The sequence below is a fragment of the Paenibacillus sp. FSL R5-0914 genome (assembly GCF_038004525.1).
Classification (GTDB): Bacteria; Bacillota; Bacilli; order Paenibacillales; family Paenibacillaceae; genus Paenibacillus_AQ.
This window is the reverse complement of the sequence record NZ_JBBORH010000001.1, coordinates 470,016-487,893: the sequence shown is the minus strand read 5'-3', so window position 1 is coordinate 487,893 and position 17,878 is coordinate 470,016. Positions and strand designations below refer to the sequence as shown.

Here is a 17,878-nt window from a genome sequence, read left to right as displayed (position 1 = left end):
ATGATTCACCTTGTACTTATGAAATACTTCATCTCAAAGTTGATTCAGATATAAAAGAAGGTATCCCTAATGCAAAGCTTTAGGGATACCTTCTTTATATTCTTAAGTCGAAAGATCGATCAGGGTTAGCCTTCCAGCAGCAGTGCTTCTGGATCTTCCAGCAATTCCTTCACTTTGACAAGGAAGCTAACCGCTTCAGAGCCGTCAACGATCCGGTGATCGTAGGAAAGGGCGATATACATCATTGGACGGTTAACGGTTCTTTCTTCATCCAGTGCAATTGGACGCAATTGAATCTTATGCATCCCTAGAATACCTACTTGAGGGGTATTCAGAATCGGGGTGGATAATAGTGAACCGAATACACCGCCGTTGGTGATAGTGAACGTACCGCCTTGAAGCTCGGAGAGACTAAGTGTATTAGCGCGTGCCTTGGAAGCGAGTTCGCCAATCTGACGTTCGATTTCCGGGAAGCTGAGGCGATCTGCGTCACGGACAACCGGAACCACCAGACCTTCCTTAGCTGCAACGGCAATACCGATATCGTAGAATTTCTTAACGACCAGATCTTCACCGTCAATTTCTGCGTTCAGCAGAGGGTAGGTCTTCAGCGCACCGATCACGGCTTTGGTGAAGAAGGACATGAAGCCTAGTCCTACTTCATGCTTCTCTTTAAAAGCATCCTTGCGGCGCTTGCGGATGTCGAGGATCGCTGTCATGTCCACCTCGTTGAAGGTGGTCAGCATGGCTGCGGTCTGCTGCGCTTCTACCAAGCGGCTAGCAATCGTGAGCCGTCTGCGCGACATGCGCTTGCGCTCCACGTTCTTGCCATCCTCCGGCGCGGCTTTGCTCGCTGCCGGCTTCGCTGGCTCCGGCTTGGCTTGTGCCGCCGGAGCTACCGGTGCAGCGGCCTGTGGCGCTGCTGCACCATGACCCGACACATCGGCCTGACCAATCCGGCCGATAGGATCACGGGCGCTAACATCGCCGAGGTCGATGCCGCGCTCCCGTGCCAGCTTGCGTGCGCCCGGCGATGCCAGTGCAGCGGGGCTTTCGCCACCCGCTACAGCGACTTCGGGCGCTGCTACAGGTGCGGCTGCTGCGCTGCCGCTTGCCGGTGCCGCTTCAGGCGCTTTGCTCTCAGCGGCCTGCGGTGTACTACCGCTAGCGGCTCCAATGATGCCGATGGCTTCGCCAACGGCTACGTTCTCGCCCGCTTGACGTAGGATGGAGGAGATGACACCCTCCACCTCCGCACTAATTTCCAAATTCACTTTATCCGTCTCTAACTCAGCAAGCACATCACCTTGACCTACCGTGTCGCCTTCTTTAACCAGCCATTTGTAGATGGTTCCTTCGGATATAGATTCTCCCAGATCGGGTACTAAGATTTCTGACACAGGCCGTTACCTCCCCAAACATAATGGTTTACGCTATTGTGATACCGTCCTCTTAAGAGGACGGTACAGCTGTTTGTACTTGTGAATTTGCTTTTAGGGCCTCTGAAACAATTCTACGCTGTTCAAAGCTATGAACATCTGCATAACCACTCGCAGGACTGGAACGTTCAGGACGTCCGATATATCTCACGCTAGTGTTTTGCGGTGCGATGGCCCGTAACCGAGGTTCGGTATAACTCCATCCGCCCATATTCTTCGGCTCTTCTTGCACCCAGACAATTTCCTGAAGGGATGTGAAGGAGCTTAAGTGAGCACTCAGTTCATGTTCTGGGAACGGATAGAGTTGCTCTAAGCGCAGTACATGTAGCCATGACCAATCTTTGTCTGAAGCAGCTTCTAGCTCTGTTTGGATGTCGATAGCTACTTTACCGCTGCAGACTACTAGACGTTTGACCTCACCTGGCTTCTGGCCTAGCAGAGGCTCAGCTAACACAGGCTGGAATTGTCCGGAAGCGAGCTCAGTTCCGGCAGATGTGCTGCGCGGATTACGAATGAGACTCTTCGGCGTCATAATCACCAGTGGTTTAGCGTCTTCCTGTCCACATAAAGCAGCTTGGCGCCGCAAGACATGGAAATATTGAGAAGCAGTGGTCAAGTTAGCAACGGTCCAGTTCTCTTCCGCGGATAACTGTAGGAAGCGTTCCAATCTACCACTGGAATGCTCGGGTCCCTGTCCCTCGTAGCCATGCGGTAACATGACGACGAGATTGCTGCGCTGCGTCCATTTCGCACGTCCAGCGGCAATGAACTGATCAAATATAACCTGACCTGCATTGGCGAAGTCGCCATATTGTGCTTCCCAGATGACGAAGGTTTCTGGTGCGAACACATTATAACCATACTCAAAGCCTAGCACAGAAGCTTCAGATAGCGGACTGTTATATACGCCAAAGGAAGCGCGAGAATTACTTAGCTGATGAAGCGGAGAGAATAATTCTCCTGTCTTGCTGTCGTGCAGCACCAGATGGCGGTGTGCGAAGGTGCCACGCTGTGCATCCTGACCGCTAAGTCGAATTGGCGTTCCATCCTTCAGGATGGTTGCGAAGGCGAGGGACTCAGCGAGTGCCCAGTCGACCTTTTCACCCTCATTCAGTGCGTCCTTGCGACGCTGCAGAATTCGCTCCAGTTTCGGATAGACTTGGAATCCATCAGGTACGCTCAGTAGCTCACGATTAATCTCTTGCAGACTGGAGATCGGTACGGCTGTAGTGCCTGCCGCTGAGCGATCTGTATGAAGAGGAATGAAGGCCTTTGGTTCTTTTTTCTTGTGATTGCCTTCCTTCATACTATCGTACGCACGTTGCAATACGCCTTCTGTTTCAACGTGCATCTTTTGTACATCTTCAGCTGTAAGAATTTTTTCACGCTGTAGCCGCTCCGCATACACCTTGTAAACGGTTGGATGATTGCGTACCTTACCGTACACGATAGGTTGTGTAGTTTCAGGATCATCCATTTCGTTATGTCCATGACGACGATAGCCGATGAGATCAATAACGAAATCCTTTTTGAATTGATTGCGATATGCACTAGCTAAACGAACGGCTGATATACAGGCCTCAGGATCATCAGCATTGACATGGATAATTGGAATTTCATATCCTTTGGCGATGTCACTCGCATAATGCGTTGAACGGGAGTCTTCGCTTTCTGTCGTAAAGCCGATCCGGTTATTAACAATGATATGGATCGTCCCGCCATTCTGATAACCTTGAAGTTTGCCAATATTAAGTGTTTCTGCAACAATCCCTTCACCTGGAAAAGCGGCATCGCCATGCATCAGTACCGCCATAGCTTTACTGGTATCAATCTTCGGCAATCCGGCTGTGCTCCGATCTTCTTGAGCAGCACGAGTGAAGCCTTCCACGACAGGGTTGACGAATTCCAAGTGACTTGGGTTATTCGCTAGTGTTATTCTTGTGCGTACGGTTTCTCCTTCACGGACAGCGCGATCTGCACCCAGATGGTATTTCACATCACCCGTCCAGCCATAGTTAATGCCTGTAGAGCCTTCGGAAGGGAAAAGCTCCTTGTTCGGAGAATGATGAAACTCTGAAAATATAATGTCATAAGGTTTGCCCAAAATATGTGCAAGAACGTTGAGGCGACCACGATGCGCCATGCCCATCAGAATATGCTCTGCGCCGTCATGCGCAGCAGCGCGTACGATTTCATCCAGCATCGGTACGAGAGCGTCATTGCCTTCCAAGCTGAACCGCTTCTGACCCACAAAGGTTTTGTGGAGGAAGGTTTCGAATTGCTCTACTTGGATCAGGCGGTTTAGCAGCTCTTTACGTTCTGCATTATTTAAAGGCGCTGGTGAGCTTGTGGATTCTGCCTGTCTGTTCAACCATTTCAGTTCTTGTTCTTCATGCACATGCCCGAATTCATAGGCGATTGTCTTGGTGTAAGCCTGACGCATACGCTGAACTGCATCCCATCCGGTATGCACATCATTCGGCGCATTCTCCCAAATGAGCGTGGCAGGTAGTGCGAGCAGATCCTCACGAGTCAGCTCATAGGTTTCGAGTTCAAGATATTTAGCCATGGGATTGTGATCGCGCTCAAGCGGATCAATATCAGCGGCCATATGGCCATATATACGAATATTAGCGATTAGCTTGGAAGCTCTTACTGCCTTTCTAAGCCATTCGGTGTCTCCCGAAATGCGAGGCTGTGGAGCCGGTTCGCTATCCGGTGTTAGGGGTGGGGGACCCGAATTTGTAAAAAGCTCGCGATAATTATTCTCTACGGTGGAAGGATCTTTCACAAACTGTTCATATCTTTCTTGAATGTAGCCTAAATTGGGTCCGTAATACTTACTCCAAATGGATTCGTTATAGGGCTCTTTGGCTGCCATGAATACATCCTCCTTAACGGATGAACTCCATACGTGACATTTTGTGTCAACGCTTACTGGAGCTGTGATGATTGCGGTTTCATTTCTCATCTTATTGTGCTACTTTCCACACGTGTAATCAATTCATTCTTTCGTCCAATACGTTCGCAAAATGGTATGGGTTAGCTTGTTCTAATGAAAAGAACGCTGTTTCTTCTCATTACCCATTCCTAAGGCCCACTAAAATGATTCTAATATCCTTATTTTTAACTAATAGGGAAGGAAGTATCATTATATTGGCTTAATTAATTTTATGAATGGGACGAGTATCGTGTTAATAGGACAAGATATCGCACAAAATCGCTTCTATTTTTTGTTTTTTAATGGAAAAACTAATCAGAAATCGACACACTTTTCCACTTTAGTATAGTATAATGTTATTGCAGTTAGCGATTTTCATATATTCAAAGTAGATCCTTTCGTGTAAAGGGTCCAGTAAAAGGTAAACCTGCCGAAAGGCAGGGGCACAAAGTCGCGGGTCTAAGGTAGAAATACTATGACAGCCGGATTGCCTGGGGACTAAAATCTTAGGAGGAGATTTTTTGGACAAGTCCAACCAGGGAAGCAACAGAGAACAGCAGGTCATTGATCTAGACGTAGAGTGGGTCCATTTATTATTAGCAGCTAAGAAGGCTGGCATAAAGGCAGATGAAATTCGTCGCTTCTTTCATGAGAAGACTGTGCAAGCCGTGCAGTAATACATTCAGAGCATTAGATATCAAAAGAGCACAGCGATAACTCGCTGTGCTCTTTTTCTTTATATAAGAATCTATAAGTTTCAGACTTGGTCCTTATATTCTGCTAGAATTCAAACGCCTTCGCAGTCCATGTTAGGAGGCGAAGGCGCTTATGTTTAATAGTATGAGTAGAAGAGGATCTTATCAGGTCAGGTGGAATATTAATCCTTCTGATCAAGGCGCCATTTCTGGTAGTCCAGAAACTCCTTGAATTCGCGTTTGCTTATGCCTGAGGCCATAGCTTCCTGCACCAATCGGAACCATTCCGAATCTAAAGGTGACTCCTCAGCATCATTAGGTTCTCCATAGAGCAAAGCGTGGATGGATACCTGAAGCGCATCGGCGATCTTTTCGATAAACTGGATTGAAGGATTGGATTGGATGTTTCTCTCCACATTGCTAAGATACGACTTAGCAACATCCGCTCTGTCCGCAAGCTCAGATAGGGACAATCCCTTTTCTAGGCGGAGATGCTGGATACGTTGGCCCATATTTTGTGGCACTATGCTGACGCCCCTCCGTAATTTTTGTTATTAGTATAGCAAATATCAATAAATTCGACAAAGTTTATTGTAAAGAGAAGAGCAGCATCTACTTATCCGCTTTCCGGAATAAGAATCTGCTGCTCTTCGAATGGAAGACTTATTAGATTATTTAGCGGATCCAGCAGTTTGCTTACCTACGAAATCCCAAGTCAGAGTTAATGAATCTTTTTGGAAGTAGTTTTGCTCTTGGCCGTTATCAACAAATTCGAATTGAACGGTGAAGCTATCATTTGTGCCGGCCTTAATTCCAGATGCTTCGCTAGTACCCCAGATTGCATCAAGTCCAGTATTTTTTACGAGATCCGGTGTCTGAGTCTTCAAATCGGCCAGGGTAGTTTCCCAAACTACTTTCTCTTCACTACCAGGTAAGATGCCGCTTTTATCTTTATTCACCAGGAATTTAACTTTGATGGATTTTGCCAAATCGTTAGCGCCGTTGTTACCACCTACATCATTAATAGAGGTAGCTGTTTTGAGGAGGATCGAACCGATATCAAGTGTACCGTCATTTTTTAGTTTGAAGTCTCTTTTGATCGTATCGCCTGGCTTCAGATCCTTCAAATCAACGATAACAGAAGGATCAGAGTTCAAATCCAGTGTACCTGCTGCGAATGTAGCGGTGCTTTGTGCAGTGTCGCTAAAGTAAGCGAAAGTTCCTCCACCAATCAATGATAAACCCAGTGCTGCAGATGCTACGCCAAGACCCAATGTTTTTTTGATACCCATAATTAAAATTCCTCCTCGGTTTTTGTGGTTTTTTTATAAAAGTTATATATTGTAACTTCCGGTTCGTAAGCGGAAGCGGACAATCAACGGATTACTGTATTTCAGTTGGAGGTGGGGAGGTGGGAAGTATAGCAGCATTTTTCTTTTCGAGTGCAGCTACAGCCTTCCATGATGAATACAGGGCATAGAGCAGGAGCATCAAGCCTGGTACGATCATGAGCACAACACTTCCAGCTTTGGAAACTGCGAAATTCATAGCGTAACCTACGTAAGGTACGGTGACCCCGGTATACTCAGCTACAACATTCGTGGAACTGGTAGGGTTCATATCGGGCGCATCATTGTTATCGCCTTTCGTGCGATACATGGCTTCACCAGTAGCGTTGTTCATTGTTGCTTCTACAACACGGTGAGTAATGAGCAGGTTTTCTTCATTTCTAAAGGTGATCACATCGCCTTTTTTGAAGCGATTCATATCTCCTCCGGGTTTTAAAGCGACAATCGATCCGGTTTGAATCCCTGGTTCCATCGAACCTGAGAGTACCGATTTGATCTGGTATCCGAAGAAGGCAGGTTCACCGCCGGAGGCCTTTGATAAAACTACGGCTACCACCAGCAGAATGAATATCACAAGCATGATGCTCGATAATGTATTGTTGATCATTTTTTTAATCCGCATATTATTCGCCACCTTTAACTTGTTGAGGGTCCGAAGGGGCTGGTGTTGCTACCGGTGGGGAAGTGGTTGTATCTTCCGCTTTTGGCGCCTCCTGAGGAACCGCTTGCTGTGGTACATCTTTTGGAATCGTTAGCTCTTCACCAATTTCCGGAACGACCGGGTTAGTGGCTGGGGCTTCAGGCTGTTCTTTATTTATTTTCTCTGGAGCAGCTTCACCTGTCGGTGGAGTCACTTCCGATTTTGCTTTCTCCTCAGCTTCTTGCTTTTCTTTTTTCTCCAGTGCCAAACGTTCTTCTTCTTTCTTCGTTTGTTCCAGCGCCTCTAGTCGGGCTTTCTCAAGTGCTTCCAATTGTTGTTCACGGGTTTGACTGATCATTTGGAGCTGACTCTGAAGATTGCTGATTCCTGAAGTAGCCGATTCTTTAAGACCATTCATTTCAGTATTGAGATTTTCATAAGTGGAGGTAAGTTCGCTAGAGATATTTCCGGCCGGCTGACTAAAAGGAATCAGGAAAGGTAACGGCTGCTGAAACGCCTCGTTGCGTAACTCGGGTTGTCCATATACATCACTGGTCACTACCGAAGCAAATGGAAGCCCGATGTCGTGTATGGAGTTTAGATATTGGATGACTCCCTTTAAGGAAGCATTCAGGGATTCAGAGATTACACCGCTTTGATTCAGGCTGCTTTGCAGCTCTCTGAAGAATTGTTCATCCTTGATTTCTAGACAGTTTGAATCTAGAGAGGTCATATATCCTCCAATCTGGAATAGGACGGCTGCTGCTGCGTTCAGCTCACCATTGATTTCGTTCCAAATTTGGCTGTTGGTGGCCAGTTGCTCATTCACGCCATCGATTTGAGATTGAAGCGCGGAGATTTGTGTGGAAATCTCTTGCGCTGCGACATCAAGCTCATCCAGCGTCATGCCTTCTATTCCCGAAACGTCTGAGAGACTGCCTGAAGGGGTATAGCTTTGCAGCGATCCTTTTAAAGCAGTAGCTCTTTCGATATGATCTTTGAGTTCTGTTAGAAGCCCCTTGATCGAGTTTGGAAATACTTCGCAAAAGCTAATTGTGCTAGTGGTTTGCGTAGTAGCTCCAAAACCACCATAGGTACTACCCACTTGCTGCGAGGTAGTCAGAAACAAGACGGAGACAGCCATTCCTGATTGCAGAACACGTAATCCGATTTGTTTCTTTCGTTTAGGTCTTCTTTTTGCTGATCTGGGTCTCAGAGGAATACCTCCCCTCAATGTCTTGAGTTTCTTTGGTTCGTTATTATTGTTCTTTATTGAGAACAACTTCTGTAATGAATAATACATGGAATAAATTGAAAAGAAAACTGTCAATAAGTCTCGTTTGTGCTCTATAAAGAACAAAAATGTTAATTTATCTCTATTTATCTCGGTTTATCGCTTGATATCTATTTTTATTCTCAATTGAGAACGATACATAGGAGGGGAAAGTATTAAAAATAGCCTAATCATGCGAGAGGCACGATTAGGCTATTAAGAATTCTTGCGAGTTTAATTGTGGGCTCAGTTAGGGAAGACGAGTACCACGTGAACTAACATATAGGTCATACCATTCTTTACGAGTAAGCTCCAGCTTGTCCGCATCGGCGCAGGCAGCGATGCGCTGCGGATTCACAGTCCCAATCACAGGCTGAATAGCTGCCGGATGTGTCATTAGCCAGGATAGCACTATGGCTTCGGGTGTTGTTCCTTTTTCATCTGCAAGTTGTTTAACCATGGCAGCTGTCTGGACGATATTCTCTGGTTGATCCTCTAATGAACGTCCGCTAAATAAGCCTTGTGCGAGTGGGCCCCAAGCTTGAAGCTGAATGTTCTCCATTCGACAATGTTCAAGGGTTCCTTCGGGAAAGGTAATATCCTTCCAAGGTTCACGGTTTACACTGATTCCAGCATCGACCCAGCTGAGCTTGGCTAGGCTCATGTGTAACTGGTTTACGATAAAAGGTTCATCGCAATAGGCTTGCAGCATTTTGATCTGCGCTGTGCTCATATTGGAGACGCCGAAATGACGAACTTTACCTGTTGCCTTTAATTGATGCAAAGCAGAAGCTACTTCCTCTGGATCCATTAGGGGGTCAGGCCGATGGAGCAGCAGAATATCAATATATTCCGTTCCTAGTCGCGACAATATTCCATCTACACTGCTTAGAATATGCTGGCTTGAGAAGTCAAAGACATTAGAGCTGTCTCCAGGCTCCATTAGCTTAATACCGCACTTCGATTGAATAATGATTTCTTCGCGGAGTCCTGGGCGTTCTTTAAAGATTTGACCGAATACCTTCTCGGCTTTACCACGGGTATAAATATCTGCGTGATCAAACATATTGATACCAATAGATAGTGCTGCGTCGACGGCTGCATGTCCTTGCTTAACATTCTCGGCGGTAATCGGTTCATGATCCCAGCCCCCACCAAATCCCATACAACCTAGAGCAATACGGCTGGCTGGTATACCGCGCTTGTTTAAAGGCAGTGTTCTCAACAATGTGATTCCTCCTAGGAAAATATGATTGCGTACACGTACATATTGTACACGCTTAGATTCTAGTGTGGTATTTATTGTCTCTGCAAAAGCGAAAAAAAGAGTAGAGGTCCTAAGGACTCTACTCTGTATTAAGTGGTGTTCCAATGTCATTCAACTTGCGTGCTACAACATCATCATAGAGACGTTGTAGCCATTTTAGTTCAATAAGGGTGTGTTCATAGGTGCCGTACATGAGATGAAGGGCGGAACGAGGAACAATAGGAATATGTTCTTCATATACCTGATAAGCCAGATTCACCTGATGTTCGGTTTCCCGAATACGTTCTTCGAGCAGCTTCTCCACCTTGTTTTGATCAACATGACGGGACATGGCTAGAGCCATATACATCGGATGATAGAAGGGCTCGTTCTTTTTAATTTGCTGTAGAATTAACTGCTCGAATAAATTTTTACCTTGCTCAGTAATACCGTAAATGGTTTTGTCAGGGCGATCACTGCTGCTAATCACTTCTAAAGCTTCGATATAACCATCTTGTGCAAGTTTATCGACAGCATAGTAGAGGGACCCAAGCTGGAGCTTTGTAATCCGGTCCATGGAGCGCTCTTTCATGACTAGTGTAATTTCATAGGGATGCATGTTTCGTTCAAGCAATAGTCCGAGAATAGCCAATTTCATCGACATAATCGTTACCTTTTACCCTCGGACGCCTGAGCAGTTTTACTCGGAATGGTGAGACGGTCTTTTGGCATAAGCAGCACAAAGACTAAACCAAGGACGGCAGGAATCATGGCCCACATAAAGGTATGTGCGATTGAAGAGGACAGTGCACTAGATATTTTCTCTAAAATTTCAGGTGGAATCTTGGCTCTTGCTTCAGGTGTCAGGGCTGCCCGTGGATCGCCGAAGGCTGCTGACTGCTCACTTCCGCCAAAAGCTTCGCTAATGCTGCTAGTGAAGTTGTTACGCTGAATAATACCGAAGATCGTAATCCCCAGCGTCATCCCAAGCGAGCGCATAAAAGTACTTGTTGAAGTTGCCGAACCGCGTTGGCGCATATCGAAATTATGGATAGCTGCCATGCTTAGCACGGAGAAGGAGAAGCCCACGCCGAATCCAGTTAAGGCCATGAATACATTAAGCATGAGACGGGAGGTATCTGGTGATAAAGTGCTTAGACTGTAGACACCTGCTACAAAACAGACTGCGGATAGGATCATAATGTTGCGGAAACTGGTTTTGGTTGTAAGTAGCCCACCGGTCTGACTGCCCACGACCGTACCGATCATCATCGGCATGAGGATCAGTCCAGAGTTCGTAGCGGAGCCGCCAAATACGCCCTGTACAAAGATAGGAATGTAGATGGTGGCTACGATAAAGGCAGAGCCATAGAACAAGGCTGTCACACTACTTGTTGCAAACAACCGTTTACTGAACATCGCGAACGAGATAACAGGTTCAGCCGCCACTCTCTCAATGAGGATGAATGCCAGCAAGAGTACAGCGAAGCCGGCGAATAAGCCGAGAATGACACTGGAATCCCAAGCGTATTGATTGCCTCCCAGTTCTAGCGCAAACATTAGGCAGATAATGGCGCCGACGAGAGTGAAGGCTCCGCCCCAGTCGATGCGCTGTTTAGCGTGAGAGATCGATTCTTTGTAAGAAGTTGCGATCAGAAAAAGTGCAATAATTCCGAGCGGCAGGTTAATGTAGAATACCCATTGCCAGCCTACATAGTCGGTAATATATGCACCCAATAAGGGTCCGAGTACACTGGAGATTCCGAAGACCGCACCGAAAAGGCCGGTCAGCTTTCCTCTTTTTTCAGGAGGGAAAATGTCGAAAACGATGGTGAAGGCGATAGGCATTAGTGCACCGCCGCCGATTCCTTGAATTGCCCGGTAAATACTTAGTTGTGTAATACTGGTTGCAGTACCGCACAGTGCTGAACCAATCAGGAATACAATCAGTCCGAACATGAAGAAACGTTTACGTCCATACATATCCGAGAGCTTGCCGAAGATAGGGGTCCCAGCCATTACCATGACCATATAGGCCGAAGTGACCCATACGATTTTGTCCAGACCGCCAAGGTCGGAAACAATGGTTCCCATAGCTGAAGCTACAATGGTATTGTCCATCGCGGACATCAGAATACCGAGCAGCAGGCCGATAACTACGAGTTTAAGATTACTTTCTTTAGTATGCATGCTTCGCAGGCTCCTTTTTCTAATAGTGATAAATCCGTTCAAAAAATGTTCATAGGTTAGAAGCAAAATTTATTATATTCAAATTTGAATAGGGTAGCAATAGTTTTTTTCAAATATAAGAAGTATAAGTTTCACACAATACTATATGTCTTATATTTCTCTCTTAAACGCTTACCGTCCTTATAAGGACACCGAAGGCGTTTATGCTTGAAAAAATGGGATTTGGGGGATAGGAAATAAAGAATGCCTCTTGACATACCCTACGGGGGTATATTATATTATTGGCAAGGAGGCTGATTCTTATGTCTACTAGTAAGCAAGAACAAACTGAGAAATCCTGCGAAGCTGACTGTCATTCTTCAGCATCTGGAGAACGAATGAGTCATCATTCGACAGATTTCAAAAATGGTTTGAATACTCGCCTCAACCGGATTGAAGGCCAGATCCGCGGGATAAAGGGTATGATAGAGCGGGATACTTATTGTGACGATGTGCTCAATCAGCTCGCAGCGGTTCAAGCGGCACTAAACGGTGTTGGTAAGATGCTGCTGGAAGGGCATATGAAGAGTTGTATTATTGAACGAATCGAAGCCGGTGAACATGAGGTTATCGATGAGCTGCTAATTACGGTTAACAAATTAATGAAATAATAAGCTAATGCTCCTTGAGCATGGCTTCATAACTTTTACTGGAGGTAATAATAATGTCGAACGCTACATTAAACGTTGAAGGAATGTCTTGTGGTCACTGTGTCAACTCTGTAGAGAAGGCTGTAGGTAATCTTGGAGCTACTGCTAAAGTTGATCTTGCTGCTAAAAAAGTTTCCGTTGAGTATGATGAGAACAAGGTGAGCCTTGGAGCTATTAAAGAAGCTATTGAAGAGCAAGGGTATGATGTAGTTTAATTTGAAGCAAAGTAATAAGGCTTGGAGCTGTATGGGAATGCCATAAGCTCCAATGCCTTTTCTTTTTATAGAAATTATCATACTCTATAGGGGTATGAGGAGGCTTTGGAATCATGGATAAGTTAAAAACAACAGCTTCACCCAATGAACAGCAAGCAACCGTACAGATTACAGGCATGACCTGTTCTGCTTGTGCAGCTCGAATTGAGAAAGGTTTGTCCCGGATGGAGGGTGTTTCTCGCGCAAATGTAAATTTAGCCTTGGAACAAGCCACAGTTGGATTTGATCCTTCTGCATCAGGGTTACCACAAATTGAAGATAAAATCCGCGCTCTTGGTTATGATACCGTCAAAGAGACCGCGGATTTTGATATATCAGGCATGACCTGCGCTGCATGCTCGGCGCGGATCGAAAAAGTGTTGAGTCGTACGCCGGGGATCGCAGCAGTGAATGTGAATTTAGCGCTGGAAACGGCACATGTAGAATATACTCCCGGTAATATTAGTCCAAGAGAGATCATGGAGAAGGTAAGCAATATTGGATATAAAGCTACTCTTAAAGAAGACCGCAAGGATCATGTGGATCGTCGTGTACAGGAAATTCAGCATAAAAAGTGGAAGTGGATCATTTCTGCTATTCTTTCTTTCCCATTGTTATGGGCGATGGCAGGTCATTTCTCATTCACAAGCTGGATTCCAACACCGGAGTTATTTATGAATCCTTGGTTTCAGCTTGTTCTGGCGACCCCCGTACAGTTTATCATCGGTTGGCAGTTCTACGTAGGCGCGTATAAAGCACTTCGTAACGGAAGTACTAATATGGATGTGTTGGTCGTACTGGGGACATCAGCAGCGTATTTCTACAGTCTTTATCTGACGATTGATTCATTAAGTATGAAGGGAATGAATCATACCGCCCCAATGTATTATGAGACGAGTGCTGTACTCATCACACTCATCCTCGTCGGTAAATGGTTCGAGGCGCTAGCCAAAGGACGTTCCTCTGACGCCATTAAGAGCTTAATGGGGCTTCAGGCAAAGACGGCTCTCGTGATCCGCGATGGCAAAGAAATGAATATTTCGACAGATGAAGTGATTCCCGGCGATATTGTATTGGTGAAGCCCGGAACAAAGGTGCCGGTGGATGGCGAGGTAGTAGAGGGTTCCTCTTCTGTGGACGAGTCTATGTTGACCGGAGAAAGTATTCCTGTAGAGAAAAAACCTGGAGATACCGTTATCGGTGCTACATTAAATAAGAATGGGATCTTAAGAATCAAAGCCAACAAAGTAGGAAGAGACACTGCACTCGCTCAAATCATTAGAGTAGTGGAGGAGGCCCAAGGCTCCAAAGCGCCGATCCAGAGGATCGCGGATGTCATCTCAGGTATTTTTGTACCGATTGTTGTAGGCATTGCGATGATCACTTTCTTGGTCTGGTACTTCTGGGCAGCACCTGGTCAATTTGCCGATGCCCTTGAAAAAGCTATTGCGGTGCTCGTAATCGCTTGTCCATGTGCGTTAGGTCTTGCAACGCCGACCTCCATTATGGCGGGATCGGGCCGCGCTGCGGAGCTTGGTATTCTGTTCAAGGGTGGTGAGCATTTAGAAGGCGCACAAGGGATTAAGATCGTTGTTTTGGATAAGACAGGTACGGTTACAAATGGTAAGCCCGTGCTGACTGATATCGTGACTACCACTGGAATTGCCGCTTATGGTAAAGAAAGTGCAGAGAATCGTCTATTAGCTTTAACTGCGGCAGCCGAGAAATTATCAGAACATCCGCTTGCGGAAGCTATCGTAGCAGGAGCCGCTGACAGAGGTTTGATCTTACCCACCGCTGAACAGTTTGATAATGTACCTGGACGGGGAATTATGGCTGTTGTCTCCGATCAACAAGTTAGGGTGGGTACACGGCGTATGATGGAAGATCATCAATTGGACATCACAGAGTGGACCCCAGTCATGAAGAGACTGGAAGAGGCAGGAAAGACAGCTATGCTTGTAGCGGTGGGCGATGAGATTGCCGGGATTGTCGCTGTGGCGGATACGATTAAGCCAACCTCAAAAGCAGCTGTAGCTGCGCTTCATGCGATGGGCATAGAGGTCATTATGATTACAGGTGACAATAAAATCACCGCAGAAGCTATTGCGAAGCAAGCAGGTATTCGAAAAGTGTTAGCAGAGGTTCTACCAGAAGGCAAAGCGGAGGAAGTTCGTAAGCTGCAGCGGAATGGGACAAAGGTAGCTATGGTTGGGGATGGCATCAATGATGCTCCTGCACTGGCTACTGCAGATACGGGCATGGCGATTGGTACAGGGACGGATGTAGCAATGGAGGCTGCAGATATTACACTGATGCGGGGAGATCTGAAGAGCATACCCGATGCCATTATGATGAGCCGTAAAACGATGAGTAATATTAAGCAGAATTTGTTCTGGGCACTTGCATACAATACAATAGGTATACCGATTGCTGCACTCGGATTTCTAGCTCCATGGCTAGCTGGAGCTGCGATGGCATTCAGTTCTGTGTCCGTCGTCTTGAATGCACTTCGTTTGCAGCGGGTAAAGCTTTAAGAGAAACCTAACTATGTAAGGAGTGGCCGCTGTGCAAGAAAACAACGAGACAATATCTCTATTAATGAACCATGCATCTGTCCGCAAGTATCAGGATAAGCCAGTAAGTGAAGAGCAGCTTGCAGCTATTATTGAAGCAGGCCAAATGGCTTCGACTTCCAGCAGTGTACAAGCCTATAGTGTTATTGCAGTGACTGACCCGGCTATAAAAGCAGAGCTTGCCGGATTAGCGGGTAATCAGGCTTATATAGAACAATGCCCAGTCTTCTTGGTCTGGTGCGCGGATCTGTATCGGTTGCGTGAGGTGACAAAACCTCATTTGCAGGGAGAGACATCGTATGAAGATTCTGCTGAGAACCTTATTGTAGCTACCGTTGATGTTGCGCTTGCTGCTCAGAATGCTGCTGTAGCTGCGGAATCGCTTGGGCTCGGAATTGTTTATATCGGCGGAATCCGTAACCGGATTGCGGAGGTTTCTGAGCTGCTTGGACTGCCCGAGCTGGTTTACCCGATATTTGGAATGTGTGTGGGCTACCCTGATGGAGCCACAAGCCTGCGTCCGCGTCTGCCATTAGAGGCTGTTCTACATCGTAATCGCTACAATGCCGAAACGACAGTGGAGCAGGTCAAGACTTACGATAAAGTCTCTTCAGACTATATGCGTGAGCGGACTCATGGTGCCAAGGATACACCTTGGTCTGTGATTATGGCAGAACGGTTGGCACAGCCAGCGCGAATGCATATGAAGGAATTCCTTCTCGGAAAAGGATTCTTTAAGAGGTAATCTAGTATTTTCTATTAAAGAGGTTGCCCTATCCGTAGTTAAAACTACGGGTAGGGCAACCTCTTTTTCGTACCCTGAGGCATGAAGGTGACAGTTGTCATCTTAAAGAAATGACAGTCCATACTAATGTCAGGTCTCCTTTTTCCATATGATTGAAATAGATCAAACGCATTCGGAATCGGAGGGGTTACGAAATGGATAGTGTTATTGAGATGAATGGAGTTAGCAAATTATATAAGGATAAGAAAGCAGTAGATAATATCAGCTTCAACATTGCCAAAGGTTCGATTACAGCTATTCTTGGACCAAACGGAGCAGGCAAAACAACGGCATTGGGAATGTTATTGGGGTTATTAGAGCCCACTGAAGGTACAGTGAAAATATTTGGACAACATCCAAAAGATAAAATTGTACGTGAAAAGACCGGTGCGATGCTGCAAGAGGTAAGTGTGATGGATCGGCTGAAGGTTCGGGAGATCATTGCTCTGATCCGTAGCTATTATCCACAGCCGATGGATATGGAGTTTCTAATTAAAGCTACAGGGCTTGCGCCAGCGGATCTGAATAGATACGCCGAGAAGCTCTCGGGCGGTCAAAAGCGTAGTCTAGGCTTCGCGCTGGCCCTGGCTGGTGATCCAGAGCTGATCTTCTTCGATGAACCTACGGTTGGACTTGATATTACCTCCCGGCGGCGGTTCTGGGATACGGTTCGTGGACTTGCGGAGCAGGGCAAGACGATTGTGTTCACGACACATTACTTACAGGAAGCTGAAGATATTGCGGATCGTATTCTATTGTTTAGCAAAGGCCATTTAGTTGCAGACGGAAGTCCAGATGAGATTAAATCGCGGATTGTGAAGCGTTCGCTGTCCTTTTTGCCAATAGGTGATCGATCAAAATTACGCAGGAGCCTGCTGGAACTAACCGCTATTGAGGGTTGTTATGAAAAAGAAGGCCGAATTCATGTGACGACAGACGATACAGATGAAGCGCTGCGAGCGATTTTTGTTACTGGACTTCCCGTGAAGGATGTTCGTATAGATCAGGGACGTTTGGATGACGCTTTTGAACAATTGACCATGAACCAAGAGGAGGCTATCTAAAGATGAGATTAATTACTGTACAGTGTAAAGCCGAGATGCTGAGGATCATCCGTAATCCTTATTACGTATTCTGGTCATTGCTCATGCCCATTATGTTCTACTTCATCTTCACCCGCGTGGTTAATACAGGTAACGATGACCCGACTTGGCGCGCTCACTACTTAATGTCGATGGCAACCTTTAGTGTAATGGGCTCTGCGATCATGACGCTTGGCATCCGTTTAGTGCAAGAACGAACACAAGGCTGGACTACCTTTATTCGGATTACCCCGCTACCGGGTTCCGTCTATTTCTTCGGAAAAATGTTCGGGCAAACGATGATGCATCTGTTTTCGGTCATTTGTATTTTTGCCGCAGGATATTTAATCAATGGTGTCTCCTTATCTGCGGGTCAATGGGTGCTTAGTGGGCTTTGGATCCTGATCGGTTCCCTTCCATTTTTGGCGATTGGTACGCTTGTGGGTGCTATGAAACGGGTAGATACGGCTAGTGGAGTCAGTAACGTGATTTATATGGCGCTTGCTGTAGCGGGGGGCATGTGGATGCCAATTGAGATTTTACCACGTTTAATGCAGAAGATTGGTCATTGGTTACCTTCTTATAACTATGGAAATGGGGCGTGGGAGATTGTACGTGGTTCAGCCCCACATTGGAGTAATGTCTTGATTTTGCTCGGATATTTGGTAGTTTTTATGTTACTATCGGTTTATATTCGAAAAAAACAGGAAGCGGTGTAAA

16 protein-coding genes and 1 riboswitch are annotated in these 17,878 nt (G+C 46.1%); of the genes, 7 read left to right on the top strand and 9 right to left on the bottom strand.

The window, feature by feature from the left end:
- Positions 1 to 125: 125 nt before the first annotated feature.
- A complete protein-coding gene (gene odhB / locus MKX60_RS02060; protein WP_076299889.1) occupies positions 126 to 1,400 on the bottom strand; it encodes a 2-oxoglutarate dehydrogenase complex dihydrolipoyllysine-residue succinyltransferase in 1,275 nt (424 codons plus the stop codon).
- Positions 1,401 to 1,452: 52 nt separating this feature from the next.
- Positions 1,453 to 4,320 carry a 2-oxoglutarate dehydrogenase E1 component gene (locus MKX60_RS02055; protein ID WP_042184285.1) on the bottom strand — a complete coding sequence of 956 codons (2,868 nt, stop codon included), beginning with the start codon at positions 4,318 to 4,320 and terminating at the stop codon, positions 1,453 to 1,455.
- A 470-nt stretch (positions 4,321 to 4,790) separates the two neighbouring features.
- Positions 4,791 to 4,875, top strand: a riboswitch (cyclic di-GMP riboswitch).
- A 26-nt stretch (positions 4,876 to 4,901) separates the two neighbouring features.
- On the opposite strand from MKX60_RS02055, the gene MKX60_RS02050 reads away from it, so the two are divergent.
- Positions 4,902 to 5,057 (top strand): anti-repressor SinI family protein, encoded by a 156-nt coding sequence (locus tag MKX60_RS02050; RefSeq protein ID WP_231573373.1) that lies wholly within the window; start codon positions 4,902 to 4,904, stop codon positions 5,055 to 5,057.
- A 200-nt stretch (positions 5,058 to 5,257) separates the two neighbouring features.
- On the opposite strand, the gene MKX60_RS02045 is transcribed toward MKX60_RS02050, so the two are convergent.
- The 7 genes from MKX60_RS02045 to MKX60_RS02015 form a co-directional block, all read right to left on the bottom strand.
- Positions 5,258 to 5,587, bottom strand: a complete 330-nt coding sequence (locus MKX60_RS02045; protein WP_042131791.1) for a helix-turn-helix domain-containing protein — start codon at positions 5,585 to 5,587, stop codon at positions 5,258 to 5,260.
- 159 nt (positions 5,588 to 5,746) lie between these two features.
- Entirely contained in the window at positions 5,747 to 6,367 is a 621-nt protein-coding gene (locus MKX60_RS02040) for a TasA family protein (protein WP_076285138.1), read from the bottom strand.
- Between the two features lie 91 nt (positions 6,368 to 6,458).
- On the bottom strand, positions 6,459 to 7,046 hold the full coding sequence (gene sipW / locus MKX60_RS02035; RefSeq protein WP_076285139.1) for a signal peptidase I SipW: 588 nt from the start codon (positions 7,044 to 7,046) through the stop codon (positions 6,459 to 6,461).
- A gap of 1 nt (position 7,047) precedes the next feature.
- Positions 7,048 to 8,298: a hypothetical protein gene (locus MKX60_RS02030; RefSeq protein ID WP_341058981.1), complete on the bottom strand. Its 1,251-nt coding sequence runs from the start codon at positions 8,296 to 8,298 to the stop codon at positions 7,048 to 7,050.
- A 289-nt stretch (positions 8,299 to 8,587) separates the two neighbouring features.
- Complete coding sequence (locus tag MKX60_RS02025; protein ID WP_076285141.1) at positions 8,588 to 9,565, bottom strand: aldo/keto reductase; 978 nt, start codon at positions 9,563 to 9,565, stop codon at positions 8,588 to 8,590.
- A gap of 118 nt (positions 9,566 to 9,683) precedes the next feature.
- Positions 9,684 to 10,247, bottom strand: a complete 564-nt coding sequence (locus MKX60_RS02020) for a PadR family transcriptional regulator (protein ID WP_042184294.1) — start codon at positions 10,245 to 10,247, stop codon at positions 9,684 to 9,686.
- Between the two features lie 5 nt (positions 10,248 to 10,252).
- Positions 10,253 to 11,773 (bottom strand): MDR family MFS transporter, encoded by a 1,521-nt coding sequence (locus MKX60_RS02015; RefSeq protein ID WP_042184296.1) that lies wholly within the window; start codon positions 11,771 to 11,773, stop codon positions 10,253 to 10,255.
- A 377-nt stretch (positions 11,774 to 12,150) separates the two neighbouring features.
- Between MKX60_RS02015 and MKX60_RS02010 the strand changes: the two genes are divergently transcribed.
- The 6 genes from MKX60_RS02010 to MKX60_RS01985 all read left to right on the top strand — a co-directional run bounded on the left by MKX60_RS02010 (position 12,151) and on the right by MKX60_RS01985 (position 17,877).
- A complete protein-coding gene (locus tag MKX60_RS02010) occupies positions 12,151 to 12,423 on the top strand; it encodes a metal-sensitive transcriptional regulator (protein WP_231573462.1) in 273 nt (90 codons plus the stop codon).
- A 53-nt stretch (positions 12,424 to 12,476) separates the two neighbouring features.
- Positions 12,477 to 12,677 (top strand): copper chaperone CopZ, encoded by a 201-nt coding sequence (gene copZ / locus MKX60_RS02005; protein ID WP_042184300.1) that lies wholly within the window; start codon positions 12,477 to 12,479, stop codon positions 12,675 to 12,677.
- Between the two features lie 113 nt (positions 12,678 to 12,790).
- Positions 12,791 to 15,253, top strand: a complete 2,463-nt coding sequence (locus tag MKX60_RS02000) for a heavy metal translocating P-type ATPase (protein ID WP_341058980.1) — start codon at positions 12,791 to 12,793, stop codon at positions 15,251 to 15,253.
- Between the two features lie 31 nt (positions 15,254 to 15,284).
- A complete protein-coding gene (gene nfsA, locus MKX60_RS01995; protein WP_076299885.1) occupies positions 15,285 to 16,037 on the top strand; it encodes an oxygen-insensitive NADPH nitroreductase in 753 nt (250 codons plus the stop codon).
- 194 nt (positions 16,038 to 16,231) lie between these two features.
- Positions 16,232 to 17,140, top strand: a complete 909-nt coding sequence (locus MKX60_RS01990; RefSeq protein WP_076285144.1) for an ABC transporter ATP-binding protein — start codon at positions 16,232 to 16,234, stop codon at positions 17,138 to 17,140.
- 2 nt (positions 17,141 to 17,142) lie between these two features.
- The gene (locus tag MKX60_RS01985; RefSeq protein ID WP_042184306.1) at positions 17,143 to 17,877 is read left to right on the top strand and encodes an ABC transporter permease; all 735 of its coding nucleotides are present in this window, start codon (positions 17,143 to 17,145) and stop codon (positions 17,875 to 17,877) included.
- Position 17,878: the final 1 nt, after the last annotated feature.

Bases quoted from the DNA above. Each gene is read 5' to 3' on its own strand.
- sipW (WP_076285139.1), bottom strand. From the start codon at position 7,046: ATGCGGATTAAAAAAATGATCAACAATACATTATCGAGCATCATGCTT.
- MKX60_RS02020 (WP_042184294.1), bottom strand. From the start codon at position 10,247: ATGTCGATGAAATTGGCTATTCTCGGACTATTGCTTGAACGAAACATG.
- MKX60_RS02045 (WP_042131791.1), bottom strand. From the start codon at position 5,587: ATGGGCCAACGTATCCAGCATCTCCGCCTAGAAAAGGGATTGTCCCTA.
- MKX60_RS02015 (WP_042184296.1), bottom strand. From the start codon at position 11,773: ATGCATACTAAAGAAAGTAATCTTAAACTCGTAGTTATCGGCCTGCTG.
- MKX60_RS02055 (WP_042184285.1), bottom strand. From the start codon at position 4,320: ATGGCAGCCAAAGAGCCCTATAACGAATCCATTTGGAGTAAGTATTAC.
- MKX60_RS02040 (WP_076285138.1), bottom strand. From the start codon at position 6,367: ATGGGTATCAAAAAAACATTGGGTCTTGGCGTAGCATCTGCAGCACTG.
- MKX60_RS02010 (WP_231573462.1), top strand. From the start codon at position 12,151: ATGAGTCATCATTCGACAGATTTCAAAAATGGTTTGAATACTCGCCTC.
- MKX60_RS01990 (WP_076285144.1), top strand. From the start codon at position 16,232: ATGGATAGTGTTATTGAGATGAATGGAGTTAGCAAATTATATAAGGAT.
- copZ (WP_042184300.1), top strand. From the start codon at position 12,477: ATGTCGAACGCTACATTAAACGTTGAAGGAATGTCTTGTGGTCACTGT.
- MKX60_RS01985 (WP_042184306.1), top strand. From the start codon at position 17,143: ATGAGATTAATTACTGTACAGTGTAAAGCCGAGATGCTGAGGATCATC.
- MKX60_RS02000 (WP_341058980.1), top strand. From the start codon at position 12,791: ATGGATAAGTTAAAAACAACAGCTTCACCCAATGAACAGCAAGCAACC.